This window comes from Bradyrhizobium sp. Pha-3, assembly GCF_042258615.1.
Classification (GTDB): domain Bacteria; phylum Pseudomonadota; class Alphaproteobacteria; order Rhizobiales; family Xanthobacteraceae; genus Bradyrhizobium.
Map to the genome: position 1 here is coordinate 1,914,108 of NZ_CP170152.1, position 17,650 is coordinate 1,931,757.

Annotated in this window: 13 protein-coding genes; 11 read left to right on the plus strand and 2 right to left on the minus strand. The window is 64.5% G+C overall.

What is annotated here, in order from left to right; translation table 11 throughout:
* Window positions 1-2: 2 nt before the first annotated feature.
* Window positions 3-713: a FecR domain-containing protein gene (locus ACE10Z_RS08945; protein WP_375787600.1), complete on the minus strand. Its 711-nt coding sequence runs from the start codon at window positions 711-713 to the stop codon at window positions 3-5.
* Window positions 714-950: 237 nt separating this feature from the next.
* Between ACE10Z_RS08945 and ACE10Z_RS08950 the strand changes: the two genes are divergently transcribed.
* The gene (locus tag ACE10Z_RS08950) at window positions 951-2,255 is read left to right on the plus strand and encodes a phospholipid carrier-dependent glycosyltransferase (protein WP_375787601.1); all 1,305 of its coding nucleotides are present in this window, start codon (window positions 951-953) and stop codon (window positions 2,253-2,255) included.
* Between the two features lie 61 nt (window positions 2,256-2,316).
* Here ACE10Z_RS08950 and ACE10Z_RS08955 read toward each other — a convergent pair whose 3' ends face one another.
* A complete protein-coding gene (locus ACE10Z_RS08955) occupies window positions 2,317-2,949 on the minus strand; it encodes an OmpA family protein (protein WP_375787602.1) in 633 nt (210 codons plus the stop codon).
* Between the two features lie 162 nt (window positions 2,950-3,111).
* Between ACE10Z_RS08955 and ACE10Z_RS08960 the strand changes: the two genes are divergently transcribed.
* From ACE10Z_RS08960 to ACE10Z_RS09005, 10 genes are all read left to right on the plus strand, one after another.
* Window positions 3,112-3,354 carry a hypothetical protein gene (locus ACE10Z_RS08960; protein ID WP_375787603.1) on the plus strand — a complete coding sequence of 81 codons (243 nt, stop codon included), beginning with the start codon at window positions 3,112-3,114 and terminating at the stop codon, window positions 3,352-3,354.
* A gap of 106 nt (window positions 3,355-3,460) precedes the next feature.
* Window positions 3,461-4,624 carry a winged helix-turn-helix domain-containing protein gene (locus ACE10Z_RS08965; protein ID WP_375787604.1) on the plus strand — a complete coding sequence of 388 codons (1,164 nt, stop codon included), beginning with the start codon at window positions 3,461-3,463 and terminating at the stop codon, window positions 4,622-4,624.
* A 210-nt stretch (window positions 4,625-4,834) separates the two neighbouring features.
* Entirely contained in the window at window positions 4,835-6,160 is a 1,326-nt protein-coding gene (locus ACE10Z_RS08970) for an MFS transporter (protein WP_375787605.1), read from the plus strand.
* Between the two features lie 275 nt (window positions 6,161-6,435).
* Entirely contained in the window at window positions 6,436-7,542 is a 1,107-nt protein-coding gene (locus ACE10Z_RS08975) for an efflux RND transporter periplasmic adaptor subunit (RefSeq protein WP_375787606.1), read from the plus strand.
* 142 nt (window positions 7,543-7,684) lie between these two features.
* Window positions 7,685-10,822: an efflux RND transporter permease subunit gene (locus ACE10Z_RS08980; protein ID WP_375787607.1), complete on the plus strand. Its 3,138-nt coding sequence runs from the start codon at window positions 7,685-7,687 to the stop codon at window positions 10,820-10,822.
* A gap of 21 nt (window positions 10,823-10,843) precedes the next feature.
* Window positions 10,844-11,452, plus strand: a complete 609-nt coding sequence (locus ACE10Z_RS08985) for a TetR/AcrR family transcriptional regulator (protein ID WP_375789785.1) — start codon at window positions 10,844-10,846, stop codon at window positions 11,450-11,452.
* A gap of 162 nt (window positions 11,453-11,614) precedes the next feature.
* Window positions 11,615-12,238: a flavin reductase family protein gene (locus tag ACE10Z_RS08990; RefSeq protein ID WP_375787608.1), complete on the plus strand. Its 624-nt coding sequence runs from the start codon at window positions 11,615-11,617 to the stop codon at window positions 12,236-12,238.
* 235 nt (window positions 12,239-12,473) lie between these two features.
* The gene (locus ACE10Z_RS08995; protein ID WP_375787609.1) at window positions 12,474-13,718 is read left to right on the plus strand and encodes an SMP-30/gluconolactonase/LRE family protein; all 1,245 of its coding nucleotides are present in this window, start codon (window positions 12,474-12,476) and stop codon (window positions 13,716-13,718) included.
* Between the two features lie 380 nt (window positions 13,719-14,098).
* Entirely contained in the window at window positions 14,099-16,366 is a 2,268-nt protein-coding gene (locus tag ACE10Z_RS09000) for an acyl-CoA dehydrogenase (RefSeq protein ID WP_375787610.1), read from the plus strand.
* The gene (locus ACE10Z_RS09005; protein ID WP_375787611.1) at window positions 16,366-17,649 is read left to right on the plus strand and encodes an acetyl-CoA C-acetyltransferase; all 1,284 of its coding nucleotides are present in this window, start codon (window positions 16,366-16,368) and stop codon (window positions 17,647-17,649) included. Before ACE10Z_RS09000 ends, ACE10Z_RS09005 begins: the two co-directional genes overlap by 1 nt.
* The last annotated feature ends 1 nt before the right edge of the window (window position 17,650 follow it).

A 17,650-nucleotide genomic window follows, 5' to 3' on the forward strand; every position in this document is an offset into this window, starting at 1 on the left:
CGTCACCGTCCGCACAGCATGCCGGTGGGATCATCCTCGACCGGCGGCGTCACCGGTGACGCGTCCGCGAACTGGGTGACGGTGCAGAGGCCCGCGGCCTGGGTGCAGGTCGCGGCAAAGGTCCATGGCGGATTGTTGGTCTTCTGGATCGTGGTGCGGCCGCCGCTCGAGGTGATGATCGCGGTGTCGCCGGGCTGGGTCAGATCGATGCATTGCCGGTTCGACGTACACACCGTCGATGCGCCTTCCTGCAACACCACGGTGGTCCTGCCGCGCTGTGACAGGATGTCGAGTACCGTGCCGCGAACGCCGATGGTCGCAAGCGGCGTGGTGATCGTGTAGGCGGCCTTGTTGGAGTGGCCGGTGACGAACCGGAACGCTCCCGAGGTCAGGCGGATTGCGACATCGCGATAATGATGCTCGTCGTCGAACACGGTGCGATCGAGCTTGAGCGAGGCATTCGGTCCGAGCGACAGGTTGGTGCTGTCGGCCATTACCAGCCGCGCGGCGCTCTCGAGGCCGGTACGCACCGTCTCATCGCGCAGCAGCGCGTCGCCGACATTGATCGGCGTGGTCGCGGCCGCAACGCGGACGACCTCGTTCTTCACCATGGCCGCTTCGCCGACGCGCGTTTGCGCCTGAACGGGATGAGCCGTCAGTGCGACCGCAAGACCGAGTGCAAGTAAGGAGAAAAAGCTGTGGCGCGAATTCATTGCAATACCGATCGACCTAACCCTCTCATCGTACCGGATCGCGGACGCAGCTGATATTGTATAATTGTCACAAGCCGTGTTGAGTTACGCCGGATGGTGAGTGCCGATGGATTCGAGAATGCTCGCGGTTGCGGACATCAACGTGAGATTTGATCACACTCGTCACATACATCACACTCGCGGCCCTCGTAGCTCACACTTCGCTCACACTGGCTCCCCTCGCAGCGTGCTCGCCCTTTGATCATCGCATCCGAATCTCCTTCTGTTCTGCGGCGTCCGGTCGCACGCACGGCGATCGTCGCGACCATCATCTTCATCGTCGCCCATGTCGTGCTGCTGCTTGGGATCACCACACCGAACAAGCTCTATTTCGATGAGGTGCATTACGTGCCGGCGGCGCGCCAGATGCTGTTGCCGGTGGTCGAGGGTCCGATCCTCAACCCGATGCATCCGCCGCTCGCCAAGGAGATCATCGCGCTGTCGATCAAGGCGTTCGGTGACGTGCCGCTCGGATGGCGCTATCCCGCGGCGCTGTTCGGAGCGCTCGTGCTGGTCGCGGTCTATCTCGGCGCCCTCGCGCTGTTCGCCTCGCAGGAGCGTGCCATCGCGGCCGTGCTGCTCGCCTTCTTCAACCAGATGCTGTTCGTGCAGTCGCGGATTGCGATGCTGGATATTTTCGCGCTCGCCTTCTGTCTGTTCGCGATCGCGGCCTTTATCCACGGCTTCAGGCAGAAGCGGCCGCAGTCTGCCTTTGCGCTGGCGGGATTGGCCGCGGGCCTTGCGATCGGCTGCAAATGGAGCGGGCTGTTCGTGCTCGCGACGTGCATCGCGATCGTGGCAGTGATCCGCCTGATGCAGGGCTGGCGCACGCGCTTCGCCGACGCCAATGCGGAGGACTGGTACCGGCCGGACCTGTGGCCGGATTTCCGTCTTCTCCACTTCATCGTCTGTTTCGTGCTGATCCCGTCGGCCGTCTATCTCGCGAGCTTCGTACCGCTGTACGGCTTCTCGCTCACTGACCTTATCGAGGCACAGCGCCGCATCTTTGCCGACAACACCACGACCGCGATCGCGGGCCACACCTATATGAGTTCGTGGCCGTCCTGGCCGTTCCTGGTGCGTCCGGTCTGGTATCTGTTCGAGAAGGCCGGCGATGACAGCTTCGCCGCGATCGTGTTTCTCGGCAATCCGCTGATCCTGTGGCCCGCGTTGATCGCGCTGATCGTCGCGCTGCGCGACTGGATCGCGACCCGCAGTCGCGATGCGTTTCTCGTGCTGGCGTTCTATCTCGGCCCGTATCTCGCCTGGGCGCTGCTGCCGCGCACGCTCGGTTTCATCTATTACTATCTGCCGGCTGCGACCACCGCGAGCTTCGTGCTGGTCTACGCCTTGACGCGGAAGGGGGCGCCGCGCTGGCTGTTGTGGGCCTTCGTGGCGGTCGGATGCGCAGGCTTCATCGCGATGCTGCCGATCACGGTTGCCGCCATCGGGACGTCGATGGCGACCTTCAACCGGCTGATGCTGTTCCAGAGCTGGATTTGAATCTGTCTGAAACAAGCGATCTGCCTGCCAGGGCTGGCAGGCGGATCGGAAGTTGGGGAGATTACTGCGACGCCGTCTTGGTATCCATGTTGACGACCTGCACGCGACGGTTGGTCGGGTCCATCGGCGCGTTCGGATCCTTCGGCCGGGTCTTGCCGTAGCCGACGGTCACGAGATCGGAGCCGTTCAGGCCGTAATGCTCGACCAGATAGTTCTTGATGGTGTCGGCGCGGCGTTCCGAAAGATCCTGGTTATAGGCCTCGCTGCCGATCGCGTCGGTGTGGCCGGCGACGACGAAGGTCGAGCCCTTCATGCTGGCATCCGACAGCGCCTTGCCGAGCTCCTGCACCGCCTGGGTCGAGCCCTTGGCGATCTCCGCCGAGTTGTAGTCGAAGTGAATTTCCAGATCGATCTTCGGCTTGTTGGCGGCGATGTCGGCGATCTCCTGGCGTTCGCCCAGTGACAGCGAGCGGGTCTGTCGGTTGCGAACGGTGTTGAGGAAGCTCGCCTCCTTGGCCGAGGCGGCCGGGTCGACCTGCGTGCCGGCGGAGAGGCCGCGGGTGGCCGACTTCGGCTTCAGCGCATTGAGGATCTGGGCGGCCGGAACGGTGTCGCTGCCGGCCAGTGCGACGCCCGCCGTCATCGACAGCGCAGCGCCGATCGTCAAGAGAGACAGGGAAAGGGAGCGGGTCATGGTCTTCGTCCTTAAATGTCAGGCCAGCCAATCCGGCTGTTGTCGTTTTGATGCTGGGAATCTAGGACCGGTTCAAAAGCGCGAATGTGATCTAGATCACGGTTGAGTGTGCCGGGCCCGGTCTCGTGCCGAGGAAGGGCCGGCGACGGAGAGGAGAGCATCTTGGCCCACGTCAATCGCGTCCTCCGCTCGATCAACGACGAAGGCGCTTCGCGCTGCGTCGATATCTTCGTTCGCCCGGAAGGGACGATCGGCTTCGAGGAATATCGGCGGGACGTGGAGGATGGCCGCGGCTGGTTTCCGATTGGCGGTCATTCGTCCCGGGTCTTTCATGAGGAAGGCGCCGCGCTCGCGGCGGCGATGGCGGACGTTTCCTGGTTGCGCCGGGCCGTTGGATCGGACTAGCCGGTCCGAAGTGCCGGCCAACGTCCGGAGGGCGATGATCATGCAGGGCTGATTTCCCTCGCGCGGCTCTCCACAGCGTCGCGAATCTCACTACATTGCCTGGGCAATGCCCCGCGCCGCCGAACCCTTATCCCTGAACAATGCCGCCGCCCGCCATATCTGGTTGCGCGCGCAACGGCTCGATACAACGGCACCGTTTGGGGAGGGGGCATCAGCCGTGGCGGCGGCCGTCGACCATCTCGGCTATGTGCAGATCGACACCATCAACGTGATCGAGCGCTGCCATCACCACATCCTGTTCACCCGGATTCCGGACTATCGCCGCGCCGACCTCAAGCAGGCGCAGAGCCAGGACAAGAGCGTGTTCGAATACTGGACGCACGCGCTGTCCTACGTGCCGTCCAAGGACATCAACATCTTCCTGCCGGCGATGAAGGCACACAAGCGCGAAGGCCACAAATGGTTCTCGTCGGTGACGCCATCGGATACGCGCAAGGTGCTGCGACTGCTGCGTTCCGGTCCGCTGACCATCCGCGACATCGACGACGACGTGCTGACCGAGAAGGAGCATCTCTGGCAGAGCCGCAAACCCTCGAAGCGTGCGCTGCAACTCGCCTTCTATGGCGGCGTGGTCACGATCAGCGAGCGCGCAGGGATGCTGAAGACCTACGAGCTGATGACCAGGCATTTCGGCTGGGACAAGCCGCCGAAGCCCGCACCGGCCTCGGCGCGGATCGCCTATCTGCTCGACCGCGCGCTGCGCTCGCAGGGCATCGTCAGCCTGGACTCGATCTGCCACCTCGACGCGCCGAGCAAGAAGGCGGTGCGCAGCCTGATCGAGGCGCGGGTGCGCCGCAAGGAGCTGGTGCGGATCGCGCTCGATGGCGCCGGCAAGCAGGAGCATTGGGCGCGGCCCGAGGTGCTGGAGGAGACGGGCGAGGGTGATCCCGCCCTTGTTCACATCCTCTCGCCGTTCGATCCCTTGATCATCCAGCGCAAGCGCACCGAGCTGTTCTTCGGCTACGGCCACAGGTTCGAGGCCTATGTGCCGAAGGAGAAGCGCCTGTTCGGCTATTTCGCGCTGCCGGTGCTGGTCGGTGACGACATCGTTGCCGCGCTCGACCTGAAGACCGACCGGCAGAACAGGAAGCTCCTGATGCAGAAATGGAGCTGGGTCGGCAACGGCAAGAAGCAGGCGGCGCGCAAGGAGCTGAAGCGCCGCATCGAGGAGGAGCTCGACCGCTTCGAGCGTTTCCAGCTCGCGGAGTAGGGCTAGCTCTCCGTCATTGCGAGCGGAGCGAAGCAATCCATCGCGCCACAAAGCGGATAGATGGATTGCTTCGTCGCTATCGCTCCTCGCAACGACGCCGTGGAAAACGCCCGGGTTCCCATCTGGCCTGTGTGCTATCAGTTTTTGCCATTGCTCAATGCGGGGCCACCCAATAATCCTCAAGGCAAGCAATAGCTTTGGGGGGAACAGATGAGCCAGACCGCAACCGCTGCGCCTGATCGCGGCGCCCGCAGCGAGATCGAGACGTCGACGATCCGCGCGATCTCCTGGCGGCTGATCCCGTTCCTGATCCTGGCCTACTTCTTCTCCTACCTCGACCGCGTCAATCTCGGCTTCGCCGCGCTCACCATGAACTCGGAGCTGAAGTTCTCGCCGGTGGTGTTCTCGTTCGGCGCCGGCATCTTCTTCATCGGCTATTTCATCTTCGAGGTGCCGAGCAACCTGGCGCTGGAGCGGTTCGGCGCCAGCAAGTGGATCGCCCGCATCATGGTGAGCTGGGGCATCCTCTCGGCCTTGATGGCGGCGGTCTATGACGAGCACAGCTTCTATGCGCTGCGATTCTTCCTCGGTGTCGCCGAGGCCGGCTTCTTCCCCGGCATCATCCTCTATCTCACCTACTGGTACCCGGCCGAGTATCGCGCGCGCTTCCTCGCCGCTTTCGCGCTGGCGGTGCCGATTTCGACCGTGATCGGCGCTCCGATCTCCGGCCTGTTGCTCGGGCTGGACGGCGTGATGGGGCTGAAGGGCTGGCAGTGGCTGTTCGTCATCGAGGGCATCCCCTCGGTGCTGCTCGGCATCGTCACCTGGTTCTATCTCACCGACCGGCCGGAGAAGGCCGATTGGCTCTCGGCCGAGCAGAAGGCCTGGCTGAAGGCGAAGCTCGACGCCGAGGTCGCGGCCAAGCAGGCGGCGCAGCATTTCACGCTTGGGCAGGCGCTGTCCTCGCCGAAGGTGCTGGCGCTCAGCGCGATCTATTTCGGCTTCGTCGCCGCGCTCTATGGCATGCAGTTCTGGCTGCCGCAGATCGTCAAGGCGTTCGGTCTCACCAACGCGCAGACCGGCTTCGTCACCGCGATCCCCTATGCGTTCGGCACCGTCACGATGATCTTGTGGGCGCGCCGTTCCGACGCCACGCGGGAGCGCGTGTTTCATGTCGGCGCGCCGCTGTTGCTCACGGCGCTGGCGCTCGCCGTCTCCAGCTACATCACCGATCCGACCATGACCATGGTGGTGCTGACGGTCGCCGCGATCGGCGTGTTCTGCACCTTCGCGGTGTTCTGGACGCTGCCGACCGCCTGGCTGTCAGGCACCGCCGCCGCCGGCGCGATCGCGCTGATCAACTCGATCGGCAACCTTGCCGGTTTCGGCGGGCCCTATCTGATCGGCTGGGTGAAGGAGACGACCGGCAGCACGTCGACCGGCCTCCTGGTGCTGTCGCTGCTGCCGCTCGCGGCGGGCCTCCTGGTCTTCCTCGGCAGCCACGAAACCAAGACCGAGTTCGCGAGCGCGAAGTAGCGATGACGCGAGCGCCGTGACGGTTGCTACGACTTGGCCGTACCTAACGGGTTGCCGTAGCCCGGATGGAGCGAAGCGCAATCCGGGGTCGCCGTGTGCGGACCGTCCCCGGATTTCGCTGCGCTCCATCCCGGCTACGCAATTTCCAAAAATCCCCGCTTAACCCCGCGTTAATTACTGCCGTCCTCACGAATTGGTTATCACTGACGAATATTGACATTCATCAGTGATAAATCGATACTCTTCATCAGTCGTCAGCCCGATGGAGATTTCAGATGTTCGTTCGTTCCGTTTTGTCGAGCTATTACAGGCTCTTGACCGGAGCAACGCTGGCTTTCGCGGTGTTCGCGCTGACCGGCTGCAATGACAAGGCGGCCGAAACGGCCGATCCGGGACGCCCCGTTCTGGTGGCGACCGTCCATTACGAAGCCGAAACCCCTGAGCGCAGCTTTGTCGGCACCATCAAGCCCCGTATCGAGGCCGATATGGGCTTTCGGGTTACCGGCAAGGTGGCCAAGCGGCTGGTCGAGGTCGGACAGACAGTCGACGTCGACCAGCCCTTGGCCACCCTCGACGAGGTCGATTTGAAGCTGCAAGCCGAGCAGGCGGAGGCGGAATTCCGCGCCGCCACCGGCGTGCTGGCGCAGGCCGCGGCCGCCGAGCAGCGCGCCAAGGATCTGAAGGTCAAGGGCTGGACCACCGATGCGGCGCTCGATTCCGCCAAGGCGGCCGGCGACGAGGCGCGGGCGCGGCTGAACCGCGCCGAGCGCTCGGTCGAGCTGACCAGGAATTCCCTCTCTTATGCAACGCTGGTGGCCGACACGAGGGGTGTCGTCACAGCGACCATGATCGAGCCCGGCCAGGTGGTTGCCGCGGGCCAGGCCTCGATCCGTGTCGCCCGACTTGGCGAGAAGGAAGCTGTCGTCGCGATCCCCGAGACGCTTCTCGCTCGTGCCAGGTCGGGCGTTGCCACGGTGTCGCTGTGGTCGGATGCAAAGAAGACCTATGCGGCCAGGCTGCGCGAGGTTGCGCCGCAGGCCGATCCCGCCACCCGCACCTATCTCGCGAAGTTCTCGCTGCCCGACGTCGACGAGGCCGTCTCGCTCGGCATGACTGCAACGCTGACCCTGGCCGACAAGGCGACCGAGCGGGTGGCAAAACTGCCGCTGTCGGCGCTGTACAGCCAGGGCGGCGATCCCTCGCTCTACATCGTCGACGACAAGGGCGACATCACGCTGAAGCCGGTCAAGGTGAAGGCCTATGAGAGCAACAACGTCGTCATCTCCGGCGGCGTCGACGATGGCACCAAGGTGGTCGCCCTCGGCGTGCAGAAACTCGATCCGAGCCAGAAGGTCCGGGTCGTCTCGTCGCTGTCGTTCTGATCAATCGTCCGTCATTGCGAGCGAAGCGAAGCAATCCATCTCGCCGCAAAACAAGTGTGGATTGCTTCGTCGCTGACGCTCCTCGCAATGACGGGTGCAGCGAAATCGGTTCAGGGACCTGGTCTAGTACTTGGAGAGTTCGATGAAGCGCTTCAACCTTTCGGCCTGGGCGGTCAGCCATCCGACGCTGGTGCTGTTCCTGATGATCATCCTCGGCGCCGCCGGCTTCTTCTCCTATGAGAAGCTCGGCCGTGCCGAGGATCCGTTCTTCACCGTCAAGGTGGTGAACGTCTCGGTGATGTGGCCGGGCGCGACCTCGCAGGAAATGCAGATGCAGGTCGCCGATCCGATCGAGAAGAAGCTGCAGGAGCTGCCGTTCTTCGACAAGGTGCAGACCTATTCCAAGCCGGGCTTCACCGCGATGCAGGTCTCCTTCAAGGATTCGACCTCGCCGAAGGACGTGCCCTATCTCTTCTATCTCATCCGCAAGAAGCTGGTCGACGTGCAGGGCGAGCTGCCCTCCGGCATCCTCGGTCCCGTGGTCAACGACGAATTCTCCGACGTCGATTCGATCCTCTATATGATGACCGGCGACGGCGCCAACTATGCGCAGCTCAAGAAGGTCGCGGAAGGCTTCCGCCAGCGCCTGCTGAAGGTGCCTGGAGTCACCAAGATCGACCTCTACGGGATCCAGGACGAGCGCATCTTCGTCGAGTTCTCGCATGCCAAACTTGCGACGCTCGGCATCACGCCGCAGGCGCTGTTCGATTCGCTCGCCAAGCAGAACAACGTCACGCCGGCCGGCACGGTCGAGACGTCGTCGCAGCGCGTACCGCTGCGCGTCACCGGTGCGCTTGACGGCGTCAAGGCGGTTGCCGAAACGCCGGTCGAGAGCAACGGCCGCGTGTTCCGGCTCGGCGATATCGCAACCGTCTCTCACGGTTATGTCGACCCGCCGAGCTTCGTGGTGCGTCAGGAAGGCAAGCCGGCGCTCGGCATCGGCGTCGTCACCGCCAAGGGCGCCAACATCCTCGAGCTCGGCAAGGAGGTCCAGCAGGCGACCGCCGAGTTCATGAAAGCGGTCCCGCAGGGCGTCGATATCCAGCAGATCGCCGACCAGCCCAAGGTGGTCGAGCACGCCGTCGGCGAGTTCGTTCACTCCTTTGTCGAGGCGCTCGCGATCGTGCTGTTCGTCTCCTTTGTCGCGCTCGGCTGGCGCACCGGCATCGTGGTGGCACTCTCGGTGCCGCTGGTGCTCGGCATCGTCTTCATCGTGATGAACGCGATGTCGCTCGATCTGCACCGCATTACGCTCGGCGCGCTGATCATTGCGCTCGGCCTCCTGGTCGACGACGCCATCATCGCGGTCGAGATGATGGTGGTGAAGATGGAACAGGGCTGGGACCGCATGAAGGCGGCGTCCTTTGCCTGGGAATCCACCGCGTTTCCGATGCTCACGGGAACGCTGGTCACAGCCGCTGGCTTCCTCCCCATCGGCTTTGCCAATTCGGCGGTCGGCGAATATGCCGGCGGCATCTTCTGGATCGTGGCGATCGCGCTGGTCGCCTCCTGGTTCGTCGCGGTGATCTTCACGCCCTATATCGGCGTCAAGCTGCTGCCCAACATCAAGGTGCACCAGAACCACGATCCGCACGCGATCTACGAGACGCGGATGTACCGCGGCCTGCGCAGCGTGGTGCAGTGGTGCGTCAATCACCGCATCAAGGTGGTGGCGGCGACCGTCGGCGTCTTCGTCGCCGCGATCATAGGCTTCGGCCACGTCCAGCAGCAGTTCTTCCCGCTGTCGGAGCGGCCCGAACTGTTCCTGCAGCTCCGTCTGCCCGAGGGTACCGCCTTCAACGTCACCGAGAAGGCGGTGAAGCAAGCGGAAGGGCTCCTGAAGGACGACCAGGACATCCAGACCTACACCGCCTATGTCGGCCAGGGTTCGCCGCGCTTCTGGCTCGGCCTCAACCCGCAGCTGCCGAACGAGGCCTTTGCCGAGATCGTCATCCTCGCCAAGAACGTCGAGGCGCGCGAGCGCGTCAAGGCGAAGATCGAGCAGGCTGCCGCCGACGGCGCGCTGAACGAGGCGCGGGTCCGGGTCGACCGCTTCAACTTCGGTCCGCCGGTCGGTTTCCCGGTCCAGTTCCGCGTGATCGGGCCCGACGCCAACAAGGTGCGCGACATCGCCTACCAGGTGCGCGAGGTGATGCGCCAGAACAAGAACGTCAAGGACGTCCAGCTCGACTGGAACGAGCAGTCGCCCTACCTGAAGCTCGCTGTCGACCAGGATCGGGCGCGCGCGCTCGGCCTGACCCCGCAGGACGTCTCGCAGGCGCTCGCAATGCTGATCTCGGGCGCGCCGGTCACCACGATCCGCGACGGCATCGAGAAGGTCGGCGTGGTCGCCCGTGCGGTGCCGTCCGAGCGGCTCGATCTCGGCCGCGTCGGCGATCTCACCATCACCACGCGCAACGGCGTGGCGGTGCCGCTGCAGCAGATCGCCAAGATCGAGTATGCGCATGAGGAGCCGATCCTGTGGCGGCGCAACCGCGACATGGCGATCACCGTGCGCTCCGACGTCGTCGACGGCGTGCAGGCGCCCGACGTCACCAACCAGATCGCGCCGAAGCTGAAGGACATCCAGGCCCATCTCGAGCCGGCCTACCGGATCGAGCCGGGCGGGGCGTTCGAGGAATCCGCCAAGGGCAATGCGTCGATCTTCATCCTCTTCCCCGTGATGGTGATGGTGATGCTGACGCTCTTGATGATCCAGCTGCAGAGCTTCTCGCGCCTGTTCCTGGTTTTCCTGACCGCGCCGCTTGGCATCGTCGGCGCCTCGCTCGGGTTGAACGTCGCCAACCAGCCGTTCGGCTTCGTGGCGCTGCTTGGCCTGATCGCGCTCGCCGGCATGATCATGCGCAACGCGGTGATCCTGGTCGACCAGATCGAGAGCGACGTGTCCTCCGGCCTGACCCGGCGGGAGGCGATCGTCGAGGCCACCGTCCGGCGCGCCCGGCCGGTCGTGCTGACCGCGCTCGCGGCGATCCTCGCCATGATCCCGCTGTCGCGCTCGGCGTTCTGGGGTCCGATGGCGATCACCATCATGGGCGGTTTGTTTGTTGCGACTTTCCTGACCTTGCTGTATCTGCCGGGCCTTTATGCCCTCTGGTTCCGCAAGACTTTGGACGAAAGCGGCCCCGAGCAAACCGATACTGCGCCGCAGCATGCCGGCAATGCGCAACACGCATTTCCGCTTGCTGAAGCGGCTGAATAATTGAACATTGAGCAGGCCAACATGACGCTGATCCAGGAACATAGCGAAACCGACACCCGCGAGCGGATTCTCGTGGTGGCGGAGCGCTTGTTCCGGCAGATCGGCTACCAGAAGACCACGGTCGCCGACATCGCCAAAGAGCTGCGGATGAGCCCCGCCAACGTGTATCGCTTTTTCGATTCGAAGAAGTCGATCCACGAGGGCGTGGCGCGCGGCCTGATGGGCGAGGTCGAGATCGAGGCGCAGCGGATCGCCCGGTCGGAAGGGCCGGCCGCGGCGCGCTTGCGCCAGATGATGACGACCATCAATCGCATGAACACGGAACGCTATGTCGGCGATTCCAAGCTGCACGAGATGGTCGAGATCGCGATGCAGGAGGACTGGGAGGTCTGCACTGCCCATATGGAGCTGATCGGCCAGACGATCGGCGAGGTGATCGCGCAGGGCATGGCCACGGGTGAATTCGAGGTCAAGGACCTGGAGCTTGCCGCGCTGTGTGCCGGCACGGCGATGATGCGGTTTTTCCATCCGCAGATGATCGCCCAATGCGCCACCAAGCCGGGCCCGACCATCGACCAGATGATCGATTTCGTGATCGCCGGCCTGTCGCCGCGCACCCGCGCCAGTTGAGCGCTGGCACTGACGTTTTCGTCAGTTGACTCTTCCCGCATTGCAAGCGAAGCGAAATCGTAGCCCGGATGGAGCGCAGCGTAACCCGGGAATGCTTCCACCTGTGAGACGAGTCCCGGATTGCGCTGCGCTCCATCCGGGCTACCGTGAGAGGGGCCAGCCGTGACCGCAAAAGATCTGCACTTCTACGAGCCGAAGAACGGCCACGGCCTGAAGCACGACCCGTTCAACGCCATCGTGGCGCCGCGGCCGATCGGCTGGATCTCCTCGCGCGATGCGGGCGGCAACGTCAACCTCGCGCCCTACAGCTTCTTCAACGCCTTCTGCTACACCCCGCCGATCATTGGCTTCTCCTCCACCAACTGGAAGGACAGCGTCGCCAACATCCAGGACACCGGCGAGTTCGTCTGGAACCTGGCGACGATGGATCTCGCCAAGCACATGAACGCGACCGCGGCGCATGTCGCGCGCGATGTCGACGAGTTCAAGCTCGCAGGGCTGACGCCGGTCGCCGGCAAGCTCGTCAACGTGCCGCGCGTCGCCGAGAGCCCGGTGTCGTTCGAATGCAAGGTAAGCCAGGTCATCCAGCTCCAGGGCGCCGACGGCAAGAAGGCCGAGGCCTGGCTGACGCTCGGCGAGGTGGTTGCCGTCCATATCGACAAGGCCTTCATCAAGGACGGGGTCTATCAGACCGGTCTCGCCCACCCGATCGTCCGCGCCGGCCGCCGCGGCGACTACTTCGAAATCAAGCCGGAAAACATGTTCGAGATGATCCGGCCGGATTGATATTGTCCGTCTAGCCGTCATTGCGAGCGAAGCGAAGCAATCCATCTCTCCGCACAGGGATGGATGGATTGCTTCGTCGCTTCGCTCCTCGCAATGACGGGAGCGGGAACCACAACAATGTGAAATTTCGGAGTGCAGTGATGAAAAACCGTCACTCGCAACCTCCGAGCGAGCAGTCTAACCTCCCGCGCGCCAGGCCGGATCAACGGGCCGGCCGACAGAGTGGGAGGATGCGATGACACGCCAACCGCGGAGTAATCCAACAGAAGAGCGGCGCGATCCGAACGTTTCACGACGAACGCTTGTCCAGGGATTGGCGGTGGGGGCGGCCGCTGCCGCAGCCGGCGTCAGCAGCGCGCTGGCCCAGAACGCGCCCGCGCCGGTCGGACCGCCGACAACCGTCACCAGCCCGCCGCGCGATTTCAGTCCGCGCGGTGCGCCGACCACCTATTTCTGGGACCCCGACATCATCGCGGTCGATCCGTCCTTCAACGATCTTGCCCAGCCCAACACCTCGATCAAGCGCCTCTTCACGGGGGTGCTGTGGGCGGAAGGCCCGGCCTGGAGCTCGCAGGGCCGCTATCTCCTGTGGAGCGACATCCCGAACAACCGGCAGATGCGCTGGTCGGAGGATGACGGCCACGTCAGCGTGTTCCGCATGCCGTCGAACTACTCGAACGGCAATTCGTTCGACTTCCAGGGCCGCCAGCTGTCCTGCGAACATCTCACCCGCCGGGTGACGCGCTACGAGAATGACGGCACTGCGACCGTGCTCGCCGATAATTATCAGGGCAAGCGGCTGAACTCGCCGAACGACATCGTCGCGCATCCCGACGGCAGCTATTGGTTCACCGATCCGCCCTATGGCGGCCAGCTCTACGAGGGCGAGCCTGACGCGGCCGGTGGACCGGGCAATTCCGCCGGCAAGCTCAACCCGCGGATCGGCCAGCCGGCGGGTTTCGTGGCGGCCAAGCGCGAGCTGCCGACCAATTGCTATCGCATCGATCCCTCGGGACGGATCGATGTCGTGGTGACCGAGGACCAGGTGCCGGATCCGAACGGCATCTGCTTCTCGCCGGACTACAAGAAGCTCTACGTGGTCTCGACCGGCAAGGGACCGGGCGACACCGGCCCCGGCGGCAAGGGCGACGTCTTCGTGTTCGATGTCGGCGCCGACAACAAGCCCGTCAACGGCAAGCGGTTCAGCGACTTCACGATCGACGGCGTGAAGTGCGGGCCGGACGGCATCCGCTGCGACGTCAACGGCAATGTCTGGTGCTCGAGCAATGCCGGCCGCGCGGTCGGTTACAACGGCGTGACGGTGTGGTCGCCGGAAGGCAAGCTGCTCGGCCGCATCCGGCTGCCCGAGGTCTGCGGCAACATCACCTTCGGCGGTCCCAAGCGCAACCGCCTGTTCATGGCCGCGAGCCAGTCGCTCTATGCGGTCTACACCGCAACCCAGGGCGCCGGGCCGGCCTGAGCGCGATTACTTCACCTCTCCCCACCGGGGAGAGGTCGATTTGCGCAGCAAATCGGGTGAGGGGGCGCTGCTCTCACGAGGGACCGTCACCCCTCACCCGGCGCTGCGCGCCGACCTCTCCCAAGGGAGAGGTGGACTTCCGCCGCGGCATTCCGTTCGACCTTATTGACCATGGCGCACCGCGATCTAAGCGCCGGCGCCACCCTCGGCTACCTGATTGTCGCAGCTCAGCTTTCGGAACTGAACGCGTGGCCTGCCGTTAACAAACGGCGGCTCGGCCGCGTCAATTTCGCTTTATTTGCAGGGCGAAGTGTTCACCCGTGACCGGCACTTTCCGCTAGGATCATGCCACCGCTGCGCCGATCCATGAGGGCCCCACCATGAGCTTCCGCCGCGATTACCTGTCCAAGCCGATCTTCTCCTGGGCGCGTGGCGTGCTGCCGACCATGTCGGACACCGAGCGCGAGGCGCTGGAAGCCGGCGACGTCTGGTGGGACGCCGATCTCTTCACCGGCAATCCCGACTGGTCGAAATTGCTGGCATTTGCGCCGGCCAAACTGACCGACGAGGAGACCGCCTTCCTGCATGGTCCGGTCGACGAACTCTGCGCGATGCTCGACGAGTGGAAGATCAACTGGGAATGGCGCGACCTGCCGCCCGAGGTGTGGAGCTTCATCAAGGCCAAGAAATTCTTCGGCATGATCATCCCGAAAGAATTCGGCGGCCTCGGCTTCTCGCCCTATGCGCATTCCGAAGTGGTGCGCAAGATTTCCTCGCGCTCGCTGACCGCGGCCGTCACCGTGATGGTGCCGAACTCGCTCGGGCCGGGCGAACTCCTGATGCGCTTCGGCACCAAAGAGCAGCAGGACCGATGGCTGCCGCGCCTCGCCGCCGGCCAGGACATTCCCTGCTTCGGGCTGACCAGCCCGGAGGCCGGCTCGGACGCCGCCTCGATGATCGACAGCGGCATCATCTGCAAGGGCAATTTCGAGGGTCGCGAGGTGCTTGGGCTGAAGCTCAATTGGCACAAGCGCTACATCACGCTGGGGCCAGTGGCGACGCTGCTCGGCCTCGCCTTCAAGGCCTATGATCCCGATCACCTCGTCGGCAGCGAGCAGGAGCTCGGCATCACGGTTGCGCTGATCCCGACCCATCTGCCCGGCGTCTCGATCGGCCATCGCCATCTGCCGGCGATGCAGGTGTTCCAGAACGGCCCGAACTGGGGCAAGGACGTCTTCATCCCGCTCGACTACATCATCGGCGGCCAGGAGCGGTTGGGGCAAGGCTGGAAGATGCTGATGACGGCGCTCGCCGCCGGCCGCGGCATCTCGCTGCCGTCGCTGTCGGCCGCCGGCGCCGCCTATGCCGCGCGTACCACCGGCGCCTATGCCCGTATCCGCGAACAGTTCGGCATCTCGATCTCGAAATTCGAGGGCATCGAGGAGCCGCTCGCCCGCATCGCCGGCACCGCCTATCTGCTCGACGCCGCGCGGCGGCTGACCTGCGCCGCGCTGAACGAGGGGCATCATCCCGCCGTCATCTCCGGCATCATGAAGCTGCACGCCACCGAGCGGATGCGGATCGCGATCGACGACGCCATGGATATCCATGGCGGCAAGGCGGTGATCGACGGGCCGCAGAACTATCTCGGCGGGCTCTACCGTTCGGTGCCGGTCGGCATCACGGTCGAGGGCGCCAATATCCTGACCCGCAATCTGATCGTGTTCGGGCAGGGCGCGATCCGCGCGCATCCTTATCTATTGCAGGAAATGAACGCGCTCAGCGAGACCGATCGCGACAAGGGGCTCACCGCGTTCGACACCGCGTTCTGGAAGCATGTCGGCCACAGCTTCGCGACCATGTTCCGCGCCTGGGGCCGCAGCTGGACCTTTGGCCTGTTCGCACCGGCGCCGGATGCCGGCGATGCGACGGAGTTCTATCGCCAGCTCTCGCGCTATTCGTCGGCGTTCGCGCTGTGCGCCGACATGGCGCTGCTCACCCTCGGGGGCGCGCTGAAGCGCAAGGAAATGCTCTCCGCGCGCTTCGGCGATATCCTGTCCGAGCTTTACTTGCTGTCTGCTGCGTTGAAGCGCTGGCAGGATGAAGGCCGGCAGAAGGAGGATCTTCCCGCGCTCGAATGGTGCATGGCGTCCGGCTTCAAGACCATCGAGAACCGCTTTGCGGAAATCCTCGCCAATCTGCCGAACCGCCCGGTGGCATGGATGCTGAAATTCCTGATCCAGCCGTTCGGCGCGCGCGTCACGGGTCCGTCGGACCGCATCGTGCATCTCTGCGCACAACTCGTGCTGTCGCCGTCGGCGGCGCGCGACCGTCTGACGCCGGATCTCGCCTTTGTCGAGGATGACGGCGGCATCGCGCGGCTGGAAAAGGCCTTCCGCCTTGTCACAGAGTCCGAGGATGCCGCCAAGCAGCTGCGCGCGGCCCGGCTGCATGACTGGAAGGAGGCGGTCAAGAAAGGCGTCATCACTGAGGCCGACGGCGAGAAGCTCGCCGCCGCCCATGAGGCCGTCGCCAAGGTCATCGAGGTCGATGATTTTGCACCCGAGGCGCTGTCCCCGATTTACAAGAAAACCGCCGACGTGCATCAGTTCTTCCAGGAGCTTGGTGAGCAGAGGGCGGCGAGCTAATGGCGCGACCAGTCTTTATCGTCGACGGCAGCCGGACGCCGTTCCTGAAGGCGCGCTCCGGTCCCGGCCCGTTCACCCCGGTCGATCTCGCCGTGCAATGCGGCCGGCCATTGCTGGCGCGGCAGCCCTTTGCGCCCACCACCTTCGACCAGGTCATCCTCGGCTGCGTCAACGTGATCGCCGACGAGATGAACCCGGCGCGGGTCGCGGCGCTTCGGCTCGGCATGGGCGAGCAGATGGTCGCCTTCACGGTGCAGATCAATTGCGGCTCCGGCATGCAGTCGATCGATACCGGCTATCGTTACCTCCGCGAGGGCATCTCCGATTTGATCCTCGCCGGCGGCGCCGAGGCGTTGAGCCACGCGCCGCTGGTCTGGCCCAATTCCGGCGTGCGCTGGTTTGCCGGCTTTGCCGGCGCCAAGGGGTCGGGGGCCAAGATCGCCGCGGCGCTGAAGGTGAAGCCGAGCTACTTCAAGCCGATCATCGGCCTCGAGCGCGGGCTGACCGACCCGATCACCGAGCTCAACATGGGGCAGACCGCCGAGAAGGTCGGCCATCTCTTCGGCATCACCCGTGCGCAATCCGACGCTTACGCCGCCGAGAGCCACCAGCGGCTCGCCAACGCGCAGAAGCAGGGCTTCCTCAAGGGCGAGGTCGAGACCGCGTTTTCCCGCGACGGCAAGTTCTACGACCATGACGACGGCGTCCGCCCCGACTCGACAGCCGAGACCCTGGCGAAGCTGAAGCCGGTGTTCGAGCGCCCGTGGGGCCAGGTCACCGCCGGCAATTCCTCGCAGATCACCGACGGCGCCTCCTGGGTGATCCTGGCGTCCGAGACCGCTGTGGCAAAGCACGGGCTGACGCCGAAGGCCGTCATCCTCGACAGCCAGTGGTCGGCGCTCGATCCCTCGATCATGGGTCTTGGTCCGGTGCTGTCGGCGAGCGCACTGCTCAAGCGCAACGAAATGACATTGCAGGACGTCGAGACCTGGGAGCTGAACGAGGCCTTTGCGACCCAGGTGCTGGGTTGCCTTGCCGCGTGGAACGACGACAAATTCTGCCGCGAGGTTTTGGGACTTGATGGCGCAGCCGGCGAGATCGATCGCGCAAAACTCAACGTCGACGGCGGCGCGATCAGCCTCGGCCATCCGGTCGGCACCAGCGGCAACCGCATCGTGCTGCATCTGGTCAATGCAATGAAGCGGCTCGGCACAAGGCGCGGCGTCGCCACCGAATGCATTGGTGGCGGGCAGGGCGGCGCGATGTTGATAGAGACGGTGTGAT

Excerpts from the sequence above, each read along its gene's own strand:
- ACE10Z_RS09005 (WP_375787611.1), top strand. The coding sequence starts at position 16,366 with ATGGCGCGACCAGTCTTTATCGTCGACGGCAGCCGGACGCCGTTCCTG.
- ACE10Z_RS08945 (WP_375787600.1), bottom strand. The coding sequence starts at position 713 with ATGAATTCGCGCCACAGCTTTTTCTCCTTACTTGCACTCGGTCTTGCG.
- ACE10Z_RS08975 (WP_375787606.1), top strand. The coding sequence starts at position 6,436 with ATGTTCGTTCGTTCCGTTTTGTCGAGCTATTACAGGCTCTTGACCGGA.
- ACE10Z_RS08995 (WP_375787609.1), top strand. The coding sequence starts at position 12,474 with ATGACACGCCAACCGCGGAGTAATCCAACAGAAGAGCGGCGCGATCCG.
- ACE10Z_RS08965 (WP_375787604.1), top strand. The coding sequence starts at position 3,461 with ATGCCCCGCGCCGCCGAACCCTTATCCCTGAACAATGCCGCCGCCCGC.
- ACE10Z_RS09000 (WP_375787610.1), top strand. The coding sequence starts at position 14,099 with ATGAGCTTCCGCCGCGATTACCTGTCCAAGCCGATCTTCTCCTGGGCG.
- ACE10Z_RS08955 (WP_375787602.1), bottom strand. The coding sequence starts at position 2,949 with ATGACCCGCTCCCTTTCCCTGTCTCTCTTGACGATCGGCGCTGCGCTG.
- ACE10Z_RS08970 (WP_375787605.1), top strand. The coding sequence starts at position 4,835 with ATGAGCCAGACCGCAACCGCTGCGCCTGATCGCGGCGCCCGCAGCGAG.
- ACE10Z_RS08980 (WP_375787607.1), top strand. The coding sequence starts at position 7,685 with ATGAAGCGCTTCAACCTTTCGGCCTGGGCGGTCAGCCATCCGACGCTG.
- ACE10Z_RS08985 (WP_375789785.1), top strand. The coding sequence starts at position 10,844 with ATGACGCTGATCCAGGAACATAGCGAAACCGACACCCGCGAGCGGATT.